This window comes from Rhodococcus sp. 05-339-2 (assembly GCF_002258965.1).
GTDB lineage: Bacteria > Actinomycetota > Actinomycetes > Mycobacteriales > Mycobacteriaceae > Rhodococcoides.
In genome coordinates this window covers 101540-117341 of sequence record NZ_NOYW01000002.1, presented here as the reverse complement: position 1 = coordinate 117341, position 15802 = coordinate 101540, and the positions used below count along the sequence as shown (strand labels likewise).

Annotated in this window: 16 protein-coding genes; 10 read left to right on the top strand and 6 right to left on the bottom strand. The window is 61.4% G+C overall.

From position 1 onward, the window contains the following. The first annotated feature begins 1216 nt into the window (after nucleotides 1-1216). Nucleotides 1217-2392 (top strand): site-specific integrase, encoded by a 1176-nt coding sequence (locus CH273_RS00615; protein ID WP_032393649.1) that lies wholly within the window; start codon nucleotides 1217-1219, stop codon nucleotides 2390-2392. 58 nt (nucleotides 2393-2450) lie between these two features. Here the strand turns inward: CH273_RS00615 and CH273_RS28415 are convergent, their stop codons facing one another. The 3 genes from CH273_RS28415 to CH273_RS00600 form a co-directional block, all read right to left on the bottom strand. Further along, complete coding sequence (locus CH273_RS28415) at nucleotides 2451-2780, bottom strand: DUF6527 family protein (RefSeq protein ID WP_369679412.1); 330 nt, start codon at nucleotides 2778-2780, stop codon at nucleotides 2451-2453. 101 nt (nucleotides 2781-2881) lie between these two features. After that, a complete protein-coding gene (locus tag CH273_RS00605) occupies nucleotides 2882-4060 on the bottom strand; it encodes a ThiF family adenylyltransferase (RefSeq protein WP_032393648.1) in 1179 nt (392 codons plus the stop codon). Next, nucleotides 4035-4304, bottom strand: a complete 270-nt coding sequence (locus tag CH273_RS00600) for a multiubiquitin domain-containing protein (protein ID WP_032393647.1) — start codon at nucleotides 4302-4304, stop codon at nucleotides 4035-4037. The genes CH273_RS00605 and CH273_RS00600 overlap by 26 nt, the downstream gene beginning before the upstream one ends. A 65-nt stretch (nucleotides 4305-4369) precedes the next feature. On the opposite strand from CH273_RS00600, the gene CH273_RS00595 reads away from it, so the two are divergent. The 3 genes from CH273_RS00595 to CH273_RS00585 all read left to right on the top strand — a co-directional run bounded on the left by CH273_RS00595 (nucleotide 4370) and on the right by CH273_RS00585 (nucleotide 6119). Then, nucleotides 4370-4810, top strand: coding sequence for a helix-turn-helix domain-containing protein (locus CH273_RS00595; RefSeq protein WP_082322353.1), 441 nt, complete (start codon nucleotides 4370-4372; stop codon nucleotides 4808-4810). 37 nt (nucleotides 4811-4847) lie between these two features. Next, on the top strand, nucleotides 4848-5393 hold the full coding sequence (locus CH273_RS00590; RefSeq protein WP_032393646.1) for an ImmA/IrrE family metallo-endopeptidase: 546 nt from the start codon (nucleotides 4848-4850) through the stop codon (nucleotides 5391-5393). A 216-nt stretch (nucleotides 5394-5609) separates the two neighbouring features. Beyond that, nucleotides 5610-6119 (top strand): hypothetical protein, encoded by a 510-nt coding sequence (locus CH273_RS00585; protein ID WP_141216010.1) that lies wholly within the window; start codon nucleotides 5610-5612, stop codon nucleotides 6117-6119. Nucleotides 6120-6397: 278 nt separating this feature from the next. Here the strand turns inward: CH273_RS00585 and CH273_RS00580 are convergent, their stop codons facing one another. Next, nucleotides 6398-7360, bottom strand: coding sequence for a YVTN family beta-propeller repeat protein (locus CH273_RS00580; RefSeq protein WP_230596604.1), 963 nt, complete (start codon nucleotides 7358-7360; stop codon nucleotides 6398-6400). 455 nt (nucleotides 7361-7815) lie between these two features. Here CH273_RS00580 and CH273_RS00575 point away from each other — a divergent pair, with 455 nt between their 5' ends. The 3 genes from CH273_RS00575 to CH273_RS00565 all read left to right on the top strand — a co-directional run bounded on the left by CH273_RS00575 (nucleotide 7816) and on the right by CH273_RS00565 (nucleotide 11492). After that, complete coding sequence (locus tag CH273_RS00575; RefSeq protein ID WP_032393644.1) at nucleotides 7816-8727, top strand: DUF2971 domain-containing protein; 912 nt, start codon at nucleotides 7816-7818, stop codon at nucleotides 8725-8727. A gap of 258 nt (nucleotides 8728-8985) precedes the next feature. Further along, nucleotides 8986-9960 (top strand): hypothetical protein, encoded by a 975-nt coding sequence (locus CH273_RS00570; protein ID WP_094618329.1) that lies wholly within the window; start codon nucleotides 8986-8988, stop codon nucleotides 9958-9960. Between the two features lie 359 nt (nucleotides 9961-10319). Then, nucleotides 10320-11492: an ATP-binding protein gene (locus CH273_RS00565; protein ID WP_032393642.1), complete on the top strand. Its 1173-nt coding sequence runs from the start codon at nucleotides 10320-10322 to the stop codon at nucleotides 11490-11492. 205 nt (nucleotides 11493-11697) lie between these two features. On the opposite strand, the gene CH273_RS00560 is transcribed toward CH273_RS00565, so the two are convergent. Together CH273_RS00560 and CH273_RS00555 are read right to left on the bottom strand one after the other, a co-directional pair. Then, on the bottom strand, nucleotides 11698-13527 hold the full coding sequence (locus CH273_RS00560) for a hypothetical protein (protein WP_141216009.1): 1830 nt from the start codon (nucleotides 13525-13527) through the stop codon (nucleotides 11698-11700). A gap of 213 nt (nucleotides 13528-13740) precedes the next feature. After that, entirely contained in the window at nucleotides 13741-13953 is a 213-nt protein-coding gene (locus CH273_RS00555) for a hypothetical protein (RefSeq protein WP_032393640.1), read from the bottom strand. Nucleotides 13954-14077: 124 nt separating this feature from the next. Here CH273_RS00555 and CH273_RS00550 point away from each other — a divergent pair, with 124 nt between their 5' ends. The 3 genes from CH273_RS00550 (at nucleotide 14078) to CH273_RS00540 (ending at nucleotide 15704) form a co-directional block, all read left to right on the top strand. Beyond that, nucleotides 14078-14284 (top strand): hypothetical protein, encoded by a 207-nt coding sequence (locus CH273_RS00550; protein ID WP_176457422.1) that lies wholly within the window; start codon nucleotides 14078-14080, stop codon nucleotides 14282-14284. Between the two features lie 218 nt (nucleotides 14285-14502). Continuing rightward, a complete protein-coding gene (locus CH273_RS28410; protein ID WP_176457434.1) occupies nucleotides 14503-14712 on the top strand; it encodes an allene oxide cyclase barrel-like domain-containing protein in 210 nt (69 codons plus the stop codon). Next, nucleotides 14709-15704: an aldo/keto reductase gene (locus tag CH273_RS00540; RefSeq protein ID WP_032393639.1), complete on the top strand. Its 996-nt coding sequence runs from the start codon at nucleotides 14709-14711 to the stop codon at nucleotides 15702-15704. Before CH273_RS28410 ends, CH273_RS00540 begins: the two co-directional genes overlap by 4 nt. The last annotated feature ends 98 nt before the right edge of the window (nucleotides 15705-15802 follow it).

Sequence of the window (15802 nt, the reverse complement as noted above, 5' to 3'; positions counted from 1 at the left end):
GATGAGATAGGCGAAATGAGCTACACCCTCGACGCCGACCGCTGCCGAATGCGTGAAAATTGGACGACACAGCTCTGAACCGCAGCGGCTCGGCCGAGACGACCAGAACGGTAGCCAACAAAGCGTCGTTCGATGGGGAGGCGAGCGCTGCGCAGAACCAGCGCTGTCTACGTGACCTAATCTCAAGAGCTCTAGATGCGCCACCGTTGTACGCCTGGCAATAAGCATGGGTCTGTCCGGGCCTTAAGAGCGCGTAGTTAGGCGTGACCATCACGACCCCCATCGGAGCGTTCTTTCACTGCAACAAGCACACTCAGCGGAAGAACTCATGGACATATCTACAGCCCGACTTGTGGCCATACGTATGGCACGTTGTATGGCCGTGCGTATGGTCTTCTGCACTTTACGACGGCGTTTGGCGAACATGTGGGGCAAGTGGCAGCAAGCGGCGTCTGCGGTGTGGATTGACGCGCCTGCGACGGGGGAGCGGGGCGAAGGTGACGCAACGTCACAGTGACGAATTGTGCGTGTCGTCGCCCAACTCCTTTCTGCACCCATGCCTTCACGGAAATTCTCTGAACACCACCACGAGAGCCGTCGTAATCTCACCGATATTGGCCGCCGCTCACCTTAACGTCATGGGGTCATGAGATTCCAACGGTGATCGGTCAGCCACGCGCCTCTTTCCGTAGGTGCGGCGTGACTCCGTAATCGCCTGTTCGCTGACACGATCGACTGCAGCAGCATCCGGCATCCGGCATCCGGACGCTACGCCTGTGCGGCGCGAGGGACTTGGTGCAGGGGTCCCGTGGCGCGCGGTGCTGGGCTTCGCAGCAAGATCGAACCCATCACGGCTCAGATGCACCCCAGCCACCACCACAGGTAGTGCGGCACTGAGTCAGTTTCACGGACATTTTGCGCCGGAAACTTAAGATACCGCCCTCAAGCCTCACACAGCATCTCGTTGCTACTGACACAGACTGGGGAAACTCTGCTGGCTCGTTAGGAAACCTGCAGGTAAAGCCACTTGCATCTGGTAGTAGCTCTCGGACCAGGATCACCGAATGTTTGGGCCGTTTCGAGCTGAGAAAAGTAACCCACGGTTTTATAGATATTGAATCTGTAAATTGCATTTTCCGCACCATCTTGGACAAACCACCAGTTCAGACTAGTTTTACACTGCGAACGTGTCGGTGACCTACGCTAGGCTGCCGATATGGACTTCCGACCGAGCCGAACGCCTGCGGCGATCACTGCCGTTGATCTCCCTGACGGTTCCCGGTCGGTGGCCGTCAAGCCGGAGATCCCGCCGGCCGTCGCGAAGCGAATCGCGACCGCTGTGCAGTCCTCTCGTTCCGAAGGAACACGCAAGACGTACGCCGCGGCGTGGAGACGCTTCACCACTTGGTGCGAGACGAATGGTCACGTGACGCTACCGGCGCACCCGATCACCGTCGCGGCCTATCTCGTCGACGCCGCAGACACCCGAAACGAAACAGGGGAGCGGGTTTACGCCGTCGCCACCTTCGGCACCTGGATCGCCGCGATCAACCACCAACACCGCACTACCGGACATCTGTCCCCGACGGCACACGAACTCGTCGCCGCAACCCTGTCCGGGATTCGGCGGGAGTACGCCGCCGCGGGGGACCGCCCCCGCACCCCACGAGATCCGCTGCTGGTCGACGACATCAAGCTCCTTGTCGGGACGGCCCGCGAACGTTGCCGGGGTTGGGCGGACGAAGTTCTGGAGCGCCGGGATTCGGCTATCCTGCTGCTCGGCTTCGCAGGCGCATTCCGCCGCAGCGAGTTATCGGAGATAGTCTGTGCAGACATCGCTGTGCATCGACACGACGGACTGCACGTGCGGCTACGGAAGTCGAAGACCGACCAGGAGGGCGGGGGAGCGGTCAAGGCGCTGCCGTACACCGACTCTCACGAGACCTGCCCGCCGTGTGCGTACGTCCGATGGGTCCAGGTTGTGGCCGCGTTCGATGCCGGCGGCCGTCCGTCGGTAATCCGCTTGCTCCGGAAGCCCGAGCCGTTCATCGGCCACGTGTGCCGCGGGGGAGTACCCCGCACTGCCGCCCGCGCACCACTACTCCGCGCCGTCGCCAAGAATGGGAATCTCAGTGCGACCGCGCTGTCCGGGGCCGCGATCCACCAGACCATCCGCCGCCGCGCTGACCACGCGGGCTTCAACCCGACTGCTCTCGCCAAGCTCGGCGGGCACTCGCTCCGCGCCGGGTTCGTTACGCAGGGCACCCGCAACGGTGCCGACGGATCGGCTATTGCACGCCAGACTGGACATGCCAGCCTTGACTCCGTCGAGGTGTACCGCCGCGAACACGCGCCCCTGATCGGAAACGCTGTGACAGACATTGGGCTCTAGTAGGTACGCAACGCTCTTCATCCGGCCCATACGGACCCGGTGATTGATACACGCGAACTTATGCAAACCAACGACGGACCCCGCGAACCCAGGCGCGCGGTGACCATGGTTCTCCAGACGCAGCGTGAGGGGTGTCGCAGTTCAGCTGAGCTCGGTCGTATTTCTCGATCGCGGCGCGGTCTTCGGCTCGGTTGTCAGCGATCTCTTTAGCCGTGAACTGGCGTCGCTGCATCACCTGATTGCGTCGTATCACGTAATGAGAACGGCACTTCAGTGACCAATTCCCAATCGATGGGTACATCGATACCGTCTCGCCGTCGAACACGAGCGACCACTGCGCTGGCGCGAGTGGGGCTATGACCTCCTCGCCGCACCCGCAGCAGCACATATGCCCGGTCGTCCGATATGTAATCGACACGTACAACACACCAGACCGCATCGGCGATGGAAAGGTGTCGATGAACTCCGGCGTCAGAGCCAGGACAGCGGTCACCGTCGCTCCTCGTTCGCGATCTCGTTGGTCGACAGGGCGTATGTCGAGAATCCCTCGTCGGTCAGATCGGCGTAGTAGCCGAGGTACCGCTTGAACCGGATGACGGCCAGCATTCCGTTGAGACAGTTCAGGTCTGAGGTTTGGATATTGCGGCCGTAGTCGTCCAGCCCGGGAGCGGCGGCCGGGATGAGTCCGCGGTCCCGGACATGATCACGGTGGCCTGGGACACTCGTAGTAACCCGGAGCAGTCCCGTGAGGTGGCCGTCGACCTCTTCTATTCCCATGCCGACATCGATGAACGGGACGTCGTGCTCTTCGAGCCAGTCGATGACGGGCTTCTTACTCGAGGCATCGTCGGACGCGAGAAACACGAACGTCGCTCCCTCTAGAATCCGGTCCACGTTGTCAACGTCGAGAAATTCTGGAACTGCACTGACATGACGGTGCATGCGGGAATAGATGTCGGCGAAGTATTTCGCTTTGTTGGGTCGCGTCCGCAGCATGGCCAGGTCCGGTGCGCCCGGCGCACGGAAGGCATTGTGGTTGTCGAAGCTGTCGCCATCGACGAGCGTCAATGCATCGATTTCGATCTTGGCCATCTGGTCGGCGATAAAGCTGCCGGTGCCTCCAAGCCCGACGACGACAACCCGCTGACCGCGATAGCGAGCGTTGAGTGCCGCGAGCCCTGCTCGCGATGATGCAGTGTCGCGGTAGTGGAACACGCTGTCATCCTCTACTTCCTGCCACGCGGCACCAGGGGTGGCGGTTGCGGTGGGATCGAGCGCCTGCGCGTGCTGAGCGACTATCCGAACGTAGGTCGTAATCTTCGAATACTCGTCCGGGTATCCATCTGGTGCCGGCTTGGACGAGAGCATGAAGTTCGCCACCTCGGTGGCGGTCATCTGATGGACCTCAGGTTGTGCAATGGTCAGCGGGACCCCGTGTTCATCGCACGGGGTGGACGCGCCAAGCCAGATACGGTGGTCAGTTCCTGAGACAACGGTATCCCCGGACACAGTGACCGGGTAGGTGAGAAACCCGTACGCGATGGTCCGCCCGGTCGTGACATAGGGGATATGCCGAACGATGAGGTGTCCCTGCTGAATGACGACGTCGTAGCCGTCGTCCAGTAGGCGCGCAAGGTCCGCGTCATGAGCGAGTGGTGCGGTGGACATCGAACACCATTCCGTCCTTGACTGCGACGCTCCGGCCAGCTGTGAGGGTGCCACTGCCGTGGCCATCGTGTCCGCGTGAGTAGCGGACCGTGATGTCCGTGTTCGGCTCGATTGCCTGTCCAGGATGCGCGAGCTCGACTATTTGCTCGTAGCTGATCTTGTTTTCGTCCCACTGGTGCCGGCGTGTGTTGATTACCAAGGTGACGGTGCGGTGACCGGCCTTCTCGGGTTCCTTATCGGACATATTGCTGGGCCCTTCCTGGTCTGCGACATCCCAAGTGATGCGCGCTTTGTCGATCAGTGCTCGATATGTCGAGCAAGTGCTACAGTATCACGTGTGATCGACATGTCGAGCAATGCAGGAAGAACGCAATCTTGACCCCGCCACCAGCGGTAAACGTAAAGGCACTCCATGACGCGCTAGACGCCGCGCGCGTCGAGGCCGACCTGTCGTGGCGCCAACTCGCGAAGGAGCTCGGTGTAAGCGCGTCCACCGTGTCCCGTATGGCTCAGGGGTTAAAGCCGGATGTAGCAGTTTTTGCCGCCATGACCACCTGGTTGCGAATGCCGGCGGAAGCGTTCTACATCACCAATACCCCGGGCGACCCAAATACCCCCGAACCCGAGCTTGTTGCTTCACTCACCCCGCTGCTGCGAGCGCGGCGCGACCTATCGGAAACCGACGTGGAATACCTACAGGAGGTCATCGGGGCCGCAGCCAGACGCTTCAAGGCCGAGCGGAAGAGCTGAAGGAGCTGTCGACGTCGTGCGTTGGACACAGAAGATCATGCGTGAGGTCGCCGAGGACGAGCGCTCCGAGCTCACTCTTGGTCCGTTGGACCCGCTGGACCCGTATGACCTTGCTGAAGCCCACGGCATCCCCATATACAGCTTGACCGACTGTGTCGACTACGGCCTGCCGCCTGAGGTGTTCGGACGCTTCACCGAACGAAATACCAGCTCGTGGTCAGCGATGCTTGTACCCCTTGGAACGGCCCGCATCATCGTCGAAAATGACAAGCACGCACCGGTTCGCAGGCGCTCGAACATCGCGCATGAACTCGGTCACCACCTGCTCGAGCACAAGTTCGATCAAGTCGTCCTCGGCGAAGACCACAAGCGGGTATTCGACGAACAGCAGGAGAAGCAAGCGACATTCATGGCCGGCGAACTTCTCATCCCACTCCAAGCCGCCGAACGCATGGCATTCGACGGGTGGGACAATTCCCGCGTCGCCGCTCGCTACGGTGTCAGCGAACAGTTTGCACAGATGCAGATGAAGGGCCAGCGCGTACGCGCCGAGCGTGCAGCTAGAAAGTTCGCCCGCCCGTAACTCCGTCACGCACCTACGAATCAGCACGAATTGGTCTCATTCGTCGTCGTTGAGTACGTCGGTTTACTTTGAATCGATGCGTCAAGGATGACGAACCGCAACGGCTACCAATCGAGTGCTGCCACAGGTAGGTACTGACCTAGGTTTCGCGGACGCGAGGTGTGGGAAGTATCAGACCGGTAGGTCGGGGATTCCTACAGAGAAGAAGACGATTTCATGCGTAAGCTTGTCGCCACCGTTCTGACCGGTTCAGCCACTACTTGTTTGTTGTTCGCCGCAGCCGCTCCCGCGTCTGCGGAGACAGGCCAAGTCAGTCAAAGTTTCATTTCGACGCCGAATGGAGACGGAACAAACACTTTGACGGCCACCTTCACCGCGCTAGACGACAGCGAAAACCTGGGCTACTGCGTGATACTCGACTTCGCGGCGCAGGATGCCGGTACTTCGATCGAGGTCTATGCCGATGCTCGCCGTGAGTCGGGCCCACAGGTGATTACGGTGGTCGATCCCTCTGTTGCGGATGGCACGTACGTGGTTGACTTTTCATGCTTGAGAGAGAACTACTCGGTCCTTGAGCAGACCCTTAGGTTCGGTGGCGATACGCCGCAGACGCTTCTCAACATTCCCGAGATTGTCGGCGAGCCTCAGGTGCCTGAGGTCCCCCCGGCGACTGATCCGGGTTGCTTCGGTTCAGCGTGCTTGCCCACCGGGTCGTTCGGGCGATGACCCGCGCCAACGCGTCATCGCCGTGTATTGGGTAACCACCCGGTACAGCCAACACATGATCTTCTCCCCTCCCAGCTGAATAGCGCATTTTGCGGTTGCTCTGTCAACTCAGCATCACGGTGCGGTAACCTGTCGATCGCGCACCGCTGGCTTGGGATGGTCGACATCGAATCACGGGGTTCTTATCCGTTGGATTCGGTGAATTGTCATCGCGAGCTGCAGGTGTAGGTCGACTTCTACTGGCTCGTCTCATCGGTAGACACGTAAACGACCAATTCCTAAAATGCCGATCCGGTGCTCGGGAGATCCACCGAACCAAAAGGCGGAGGCGGTACAACGGGCGGACCAGTTTGCGGATTCTTGGTAACAATGGTCACGTTGTTGTCTTGGCTAGTAACGTAGGCATCACTGCCGTTCGGGGAGACTGCAACCAGTTGGGCGCTTCCAGGAATCTCGAATCGCGCCTCTACAGACCCGGATGCGACGTCGACGGCGATCAACTCGCTGGGGAATCCCGAGGCCTCCACGAAGGCGGTCGTGCCGTCCGGAGTGACCCCCACACTCCCCAAACCTCCCCAAGCACTGTCCGCGACTGGTAGCACTGTTGCTGTGCGCCTAGTGGGATCATTGAGGTCAATCGCGTACAGAGTGTCTTCGACGGCTGCGAACAGCGTATCGCCGTCGGCGGTGATCGAGGAATCAAGTGGACTGCCGCCGAGTCCGTCGATTCGGTCGACGATTTCATCTGAGCTTGTATCAAGTTTCGCGACACCTCCACCGACTGTGACGTAGGCGTACCGACCGTCCGGACTGAGGTCGATGAAGGGCGCGCCCGCCTCGCCGAGCGATATCGTTTTCACCACGTCCAGTGACGACCCATCAATGACACTTACAGAGCCGTCGTACTGGCTTGAGGTGTAAATCTTGCGACCGTCTGGTGTTGCGGCGATTCCAAGGGGACCATCTCCTACTGGGATCGTGCGGATGACGGCGTTCATTCTCAGATCAACGACAGAAACTGTGTCGTCGACGTTGTTGGCGACGTACACCCGTGTGCCGTCAGAGGTGGGGGCGATTCCGACTGGGAATGTCCCGACTTGAACATCGGCGAGTAACGCTCTCGTACGGGTGTCGAAAATTCCGAGGAAGCCCGGTTCACCGTCAGGACCGTGAGTTACATACGCGCGTAATGCATCTGGCGAAAATGCGATTCCTTCGGCTAGACCTGGGGCGTCGAGCATGCCGGTCACAGCATAGGTGTCGGTGGGTGCCGCCGTGGCAGGCGATCCGACTAGGGCCGCGCCTACACTGAGAACTAGGCCAATCGACCAAGCCGTTGCGGAACGGCAGCTGATGATCCGACCCGGGAGTTCTGGGTTCTGTAAGCGCATCTGACTACTGTAACCAGCGACGACGTCGAGCCTCGGAGGCTCAGTGCGAACGTTCTCCTCGACTTAGGCGCATTCCTCGTTTTCGCGGGCATTCGCGGTGCAAATTGCTGTGTCCGCTCCTTTGACGGTGCGGTATCTGTCGCGGACGCCCCTTGAACAGTCCGAAAACCCACCCGACGGCCTTGGTGGTGAAAGTTGGCGACGCCAGGCCGCATCAGGAAGACACCGACCGAACGGTCGACCATGGCCAGCATGTGCTCGATCTCGCCGACAGCGGATGCGATTAACTCAGGCATCCTGGCTCTATGACCCATAACACCCTTGCCCAGCGCTCTCCCTCGCTCTATCACTACACCGACATCCACGGCCTGTTCGGCATTCTCGACAATCAGGTCCTGTGGGCTACCGATCTGAGATTCCTCAACGACCTCAGCGAGCAGAAACACGGGGAAGAACTACTGGACAGAGCGTTCGCAGACTGCATCGCGCAATATAGTTCAAAGTCCGTCCCAGTAGATGGCAGCAGCGATTACGGGATGGTAGACGCACTGAAAGACATCTGGGGCATCTCCCGACAAATTCGCGGTGACTACGAACCCACAGCCGTCCAGTACTCCGTCAGCTGCTTTTCCGAAGCACGTGATCAGCTAAGCCAATGGCGCGCGTATGCAGCCGACGGATATTGCTTGGAATTTGACACGTCCGATCTACTGGAACATCTGAAATTTGTCCCGCAGACCGGAACAAGCGCCGACCACGCCTTGGCCGCCGACATTAGGCCCGTCCACTACGGCGATACCGGTTACGAAGAACTGAAAGAGTTGGTCAAAACCACCGCGCGAGAATGTATCCCGCTCAACGAAACCGAATCCCATGGATCCTATCGTTCTGGACATAATATGAGCTGGGCAATGCGCATTGCTGCATATGCCATCTTCCTGAAAAGCGATGCGTTCACGGAAGAACGCGAGGTCAGAGCACTAATCAGCTCAGGCGACGCGATCACCACACCCGGAAGATTTGGCCTCGTCCCTCGAAGGGCCATTCCGATCCCGCGCAACCTCGTAAAGGCAGTCATGGTGGGCCCCAACGCGTACGCGGACCTTCAGGAGGCCTCGCTGAAAACCTACGGGGCTACCCACATGACAATGAATCAAAAAGGAACAGGACCTTACCGATTTCGAGTCGACAGGTCGGCGATACCCTTTCGACGGTAAATAGGCTTCTCGAAACGCGAAGACCCACACGATGCCGACAACAACCAGTGGCCTGCCCATCTCCGCTATAGCCTGTAGCTGCCGCTGGCCGACCCTTGGATTACCAACTGGAGGTTGGTCGGCTCTACAAAGACGCGGTCGCGGAAGTTGCTCGTCAACGGGTGTTGCCAAGGACCGCTCTGGGGTTTTCGCGTTCACTGGGCCAGACCGGTCGGCCGTCCCGGTACCGTCGCACCTGTGACACCGAGAATGAGCACGGTGAGCAGTTACAGCTACCAATGGTCGCTGTTCGTCGACTGGTGCGCCGCGGCCGACGTCGATGCGCTACCCGCGTCGCCGATCACGCTGGCCGAGTTCCTCGCCGAGAACCCCGCCGGCGACGCGGTTCAGCTGCGCCGGGTCTCCGCGATCAACCGCGCTCATCTCGACGCCGGCCTGCCCGCTCCCGGACGCGTCACCTCGATCCGGATCGCACTGGACTCGGCACGTAGCGACAGAACGATCCGGCGCGGCACGCAATACCAGGTGATCGCGGCTGGACTGCCGACCTCCGGATCGACGGCAGCACTGTTCGGCCGCCGCGACGCCGTCCTTCTCCTTCTTGCTGGAGTGGGCCTGTCCCACAGGGCTATTGCAGCTCTCGACCGCACAGACATCACCACCGACGGCGACAGTGTGTGGATCGGCGGCCGTCACCGAATTCGCATCGCTCCCAACGACGCCACCGATTTCGTGCCGGCCGCGATGTGGCACCGGTGGCACACGGTCCTGCAGTTCTCCGAGCGCTACCCCTCGACAGCTTTGCTGGCAGAACACTTGCAGCGCAACACTTTTCCCGATATGGCCGGGTTACCGGAGCGTCTCGGTCCGGTCGCGGTGCCGATCGACCGGTGGGGCCACCTGCCCCTGCCGGTCACGGCGATGACCGCGGCCGAGGTCGGAGCGGTGATTGCGGGGCACCGCACCGGCGATCCTCCACTGCACACTCCACGCCGACCCATCATCAGACCCAACGACAGTGCCGATCGGAGCGACCCGATCGCCGCGCCGGAGCCGGTATCTGCAGACCTCGACTCCGCGTATTACCGCGCGGGCGTCGAGGCACGTCGCCGCGCCCACACGGCGCTGGCCGACGTACCGGACATGGTCGACGACGTCGAGGACCGCATCGAACAGCTCCTCGAACGCACCCTGCAACTCCTCGACTCATCCGACAGCGGTGGTGGCACCTGACACATCGGGACCGAGATCCGGCGCACGGAGACCCCCGCCGTCGTACACCTCATCGAGCACAGCGATCGGACACCAACTCGTTGCCCCAAACGGGACCCAACACCTCAACGCAAAACCGCGACAAATGGCGTGTGGCCTACGGGCTCAGTCCCGGCACCCCTGTCAACATTTCATGACTACGAGGTAGCCACTTCCCACCCATCAGCCAACATCGACACCGCACTCCTCCGGTGGACCCAGGTGCAGCTTGTCGACTCAATGCATACGGATCTACGCCGAGTCACTTTACCTATCAGGTTGTATCCGCATATATAAGACTATGTCCGATACAACTAGATATAATCCGATAGCCTGAGGCCATGGAGTATGGACTGAACCCCTTCACCCCAGGGTCTGGCACCCGACCACCCGAGCTCGTCGGACGCACCGCCGAACTCGAGCGATTCGACTTGTTGGTCGCGCGGGCGAAACGGCGGCGCTACGACCGTGGGCTCATGCTGCAGGGACTCCGAGGGGTAGGCAAGACCACACTCCTGGCGACCATGGCGGACCAAGCTCGCCGCCACAACTGGGTGGTGATCGAGGTCGAAGCTCAGACCAGCGTAGAAGGTGCCGAAGCCCTGCGGCGGCGCATCGCCAAAGATATCTCCCGCGCTGTACGCCGTCGCCAGTTCGCCGGCCCGGTCGCGAACAAAATCCGGCAGTTGACCGAAGAGTTCTCCGTGTCCGCCACCGCGTTCGGTGTCGGAGTCGAGCTCGCTCGCTCAGCCGGTACCGAGAATCCGACTCTGGGGGTCGAATTCGAGGACCTCGTCGAAGATCTCACCGAGGAACTCCGCAAGGACGGCACCGCGCTGGGGCTGTTCATCGACGAAATGCAGGAACTCGAGCCGGCTCTCCTGCAAGTGATCCTGGCGACCCAGCACCGCGCGGCCCAGCGTGAATGGCCGTTCTTCGTGTGTGGTGCAGGCCTGCCGAACCTGGCGCAAGCATTGGCGGACGCGCGGTCGTACGCCGAGCGCCAGTTCGATTACAGGACCATCGGTCCGCTGGCCGACGATCAGGCCCGCGATGCGCTCGTCACACCCATCACCAGGCTGAACCAAGACATCTCTGTCGAAGCGACCGACTACATCGTCGCGGCGAGCGATGGATACCCGTACTTCCTTCAGGTGTTCGGGCACGAGCTCTGGCAGGCAGCCCAGCAATCCCCGTTCACGCTCGCCGACGCCGAGGACGCCGTCGACACCGGCCACGCCTCACTCGATTCCGGCTTCTACAGCTCGAGGTGGCTACGGGCCACCGAAGCAGAGAAACGGTATCTAGTTGCCATCGCACGCAGCGGAACCGACACTCCGCGGACGGCAACCCTCGCCGAAGCCCTCGGATCGAACCCACAATCGATGGCACCGCACCGTGACTCCTGCATACGCAAAGGACTCATCTGGTCTCCCGCCCGCGGCTTGGTTGCCTTCACTGTCCCCGGAATGGCGGACTTCATCCGCCGTCAACCCAACGCACCGGTCATCTGATCTCATACAGAACGTCACCTGGGCCGAAGTGGAGCACGTAGACGGATCGCGCAGCACCGGCATCACACAGCGACGTCGGTGTAGGAAGCTAGTTCGGCCCACTATTGCAGCGTGTAACCGCGCGGTGGGCGGGCGAGAGCGAGCAACGCGAACACGGCCAGGCGCGCCCACGTCTGCCCTAGACGGGTGACCGGTACACAGTGCGTCAGAACGGGTCAGGTGGGCCGGTGTTCATCACCGCCAGGATGTAATCGCGGTCGGGCGGATCGGCCGGGTGATCGTCGGCGATTGCGAACAACGACCGATCCGGCTCCGGCGGGGTGCGTACCTCCTCCCGGGCTGCGAGCCATTCTCGCCAGACTATGCGCTCGGCGCGGTGGCGCACGATGCGGGCACGGACAGCCGATGTGAGGCCATGACGATGGCCGATGTCGTCCAGTTCGATCGGCCCGACACAGATCCGGGCGTTCTCGACCGTGAGCAGACCGGCGACGCGCAGATCCAGCAACGCCTCGTACCCGCTGGTCCGGCCGACCCCGATAGCTGTGAACAACTCATCCGGGGTGAGGGGTTCTGCTGCGGCGACCACTGCGTCGTAAAGGACGCGGTGACGCCATCCGATGACGCTCCACGCCGGGTGTACGGACTCCACCTCTGCTGCCTCTGCAACGGTGTCCATAGCCGCCGCTCGACCCGCGTGTGTGGACACCAGCGCGTACCGGTCGGGGTTCTGACCCACGCCGCGTTCGATCAGCAACAGCGGTGAGCCCTCCATATCCCTCAGCCGCTCCAGAACGGACCACACCGTCGATTCCGGGAGCATGCCGGCCGCAATGGATAGCGACCGGCCACCGACACCCACAGTAGGAACACCTTCGACTATCTGCCCTGAGACTGCAGCAGCCCACGCCAGTGCTTGAACGACTGCATGAGTAGTCCATCGATCTTTTCGATGAACGAACTCGGTAGCGACCCAGGTTTGAGCGTGGGTAAGCCATAAACGAATTACCGGATCGTAAGTACCCCCTGTGTGCTTTATCTTGTGCCCGATATCCCGGACTGGGTCGGGCAAGGTTGATGCGGCCCAGTCGAGGGCGCGGGCAGTGTCGCGGCGGATGGCGCGTTCAGGTTCGGCGTAGCGGGCGTACGCGGCACGCACGCCCGCCCAGGCGGGTTCGGTGACGCGGGTGAGGATGTCGGCGGCGCTGGCACCTGAGAGAACTGCGTGGGTGATGACGGACTGGCGCGCTTCCGAGCGCGAGGGCCACCGGCTGGTGTCGATGCGGCCGGTGCTCGCGAAGTCGAGGACGCAACGCGGCGGCGGGGCGGAGCGGCAGAAACGCGGATGCAACCGGGCGTCATCGCTGCTGCCGAGGACACGCTCGGCGGACGTCTCGGCGCGGATGTGGGCGTCGATCGGATTGCTGATCGATCGGCCCGTTCCTCCGAGCAGGGCTTCGAGCCGCGGCAGTGTGCCGGCATCGGACCCGACGGTCAGGATGTCGGACGCTGCAGGCGGGTCCAGGTCGACGAGGGTGCGGTAGCCACCTTCTTTGCACTGCGAGCCCGGCACGGTGATGCAGCCGGTTTTGTCGTTGGTCATCGGTGTGATGTCCAACGTGGGGAGTCGCGCTGCGAGAAGGCGCAACAACGGTCGGATTTCGTCGACGGTGACCGTCTTTCCCGGTGCCAGCGGTATCAGTACGTGACGGCCGCCGCTGGTCGATTGGTCGACTACCGCACGGCCACCGCATTCGGTCAACCAGGCGAGCAGCCGCGTCACGTCGGCAACAACGGAGGCCTGGCCGTGGTGTTTGGTGTCGAAGTCCAGGGCAACGATGCCGGCGCTACCGCGTGAGAACAGCGGTACGGCCGACGGTAATGCCGGCCGTTTGACCGTCAATGGCCCCGCTGAGACGTATTTACGCGTCGTCGGGTCGTAGAGTCGCATCGACCGGCGCGCAGCAATGACCGGCGCGAATCGATGCCACAGCCGGTCCGCAGTCGCATCCGAGTGGACGACACGAGCGTTCAATCTTGTACCTACTTCAGGGCACGATGTACCCTGAGACATGTCCGCCAAGACAGTCCCTTCGGGGAAGAGCACCACAGAACGAGTTGCGAGCTAGTCACTCGCTTCTCTGACTTCAGAAGCCCTCGGCCCGCACGCCGGGGGTTTTTGTCATCTCAAGGTGCTGCGTAGATTTAGTTGGATGTATGACCCGAATGTCGATTCAGGTCGAGACGGCTACGCAGTCAGCGGCAGTACCCCCTGTTCGCGCGCGTGATTAAGTTCGCGCGCAAGATCTTCGCGGTCGCTGGCGATCGCGATCAGATCGGCGACGTATTGACTCAGAGATGTCGCGCCAGCCGAGCTCCGCTGCGCCTTGAGCGTGTCAATCAGCTCCGACGGCAGTCGGACAGTCAGCGACGTCCGGTCACCCTTACTGGGCATCGGCATGGCACGGCCTCCTTCGTCTACGTCCGCGATCCCAACCGGTGTCTATCCTGAACCAGAATCATCTTCACCGCCCTGTGACACGCCGTTGGTATCAGAACGAATTACACGTCTGTCATTTGAGTGGATGAGTACCACTGCAACGTGCCGGCCCATCGAAGGAGCCATCGCCCCACCCGCCGATATGCGAACGGTCATCGTCGACCTCGAATGCCGACAACAAGTCCTTCACGCCGACGGCTCCTCGACACAGCGTCCCATCGAATCGTGGCGGACCACCGTCATCACCACCCCGAACGGGTGGAAACTGTCTGCCTTCCGATACCGCAGATGAAACAGGGCAGTAATGCCCCTGCGCCTTGTCAGGGGCCGGGCCGAACAGCGCAAACGTGGCGCGGGCACGCACGTGTATCGGAGACAGCCGTAAGACATAGTCCCCATGCGCGAATCGTGCTCTGGGGCAGGCGATTGGGGCGTCTCGCAGACAATCCGGCCGTAAAATAGCCACGATCACCGGCTCGCTCCGCGTAAAAAAGCGAAACAAGCACCACGATATTCACCCTTTTCGATGGCAACGTCATCCGTGCGGGCGGACTGGTCGACGACGGTCGCCTGACGGCCGGGGAGTGGGCTACGTTTCCGGCAGTGGTGACCGATGGGCCATTACGAGGTGCGATCGGATACCGCGCGTTTCGGCCTATTGTCGGACAGGAGCACCGCAGCTACGAGTCGGTGATCGTGGTCTACCGGGTAGTCGAATGAGCGTCACGAGACTGGCCCAGCGGACCGTACGGTCACTTCGCGTGGGGGTTCAGGGTCTGGGTTGTCTGGGAATGTCAGAGTTTTATGGGCGGCCAGATGAGTCGCAGTCGATCTACACCGTTCAACGAGCGTTGGATCTCGGCGCAAACCTTCTCGACACGTCGGACGTGTACGGACATGGTGCCGGTGAAGAATTGATCGGCAAAGCCATCGCTGATCGGCGTGATTCGGCAGTAGTGTCGACGAAATTCGGAGTGGTACGTCTCGGGGCTGGAGTCGGGACCGGTATTCGCGGCGACGCGGCGACGGTTCGGTCTAGCTGTGAAGACTCGCTGCGCAGGCTCGGGTTGGAACACCTCGACGTGTTCACATTGACTCGGATTGATCCCGAAGTGGGGATCGAGGAGACCGTGGGCTCCGTCGCGGACCTAATCGAAGAAGGAAAAGTACGCGAAATCGGCTTGTCGGAGGTCAGCGCAGATACCCTGCGGCTGGCTCAGTCGGTCGCACCGATCGCAACGCTTCAGACCGAATGGTCGTTGTGGTCGCGTGGCATCGAGGCGGAGATCGTCCCTGTGTGTCGCCAGTTGGGGATCGCAGTTGTGCCTTACGCGCCGTTGGGCCGAGGGTTTCTCAGCGGTCGCATCCGGTCACGCGGGCAATTCGGGGAAGGGGATATTCGCCTGCTACTGCCGCGATACCTACCCGAGAACTTCGCAACCAATCTCGCTCGCGTCGATAGATTCGGGGTTCTTGCCGAGGCTGCCGGTGCCACCCCTGCGCAATGGGCTCTCGCCTGGCTTCACAGTCAGGGCCCCGATGTCATCCCAATTCCCGGGAGTCGTTCGACAGCACACCTCGACGAGAACATCGATGCGTCTTTCCTGACTCTGTCGGATCGCGAAATCGCAGCAATCGAAAATTTGTGGCCTGTCGGCGTCGTGGCGGGCGAGCGATGGACCGAGGCCTGCATGAGTTTTATCGAAAACTGATGTGTGAGTTAACGCACATTAGTTAAGATTTGGCAGCGGGCCGGGGAGACCGTCCAGCGCTGTGGGCTGCAGAGGAACAGCAGGCACGTCGCGGATGT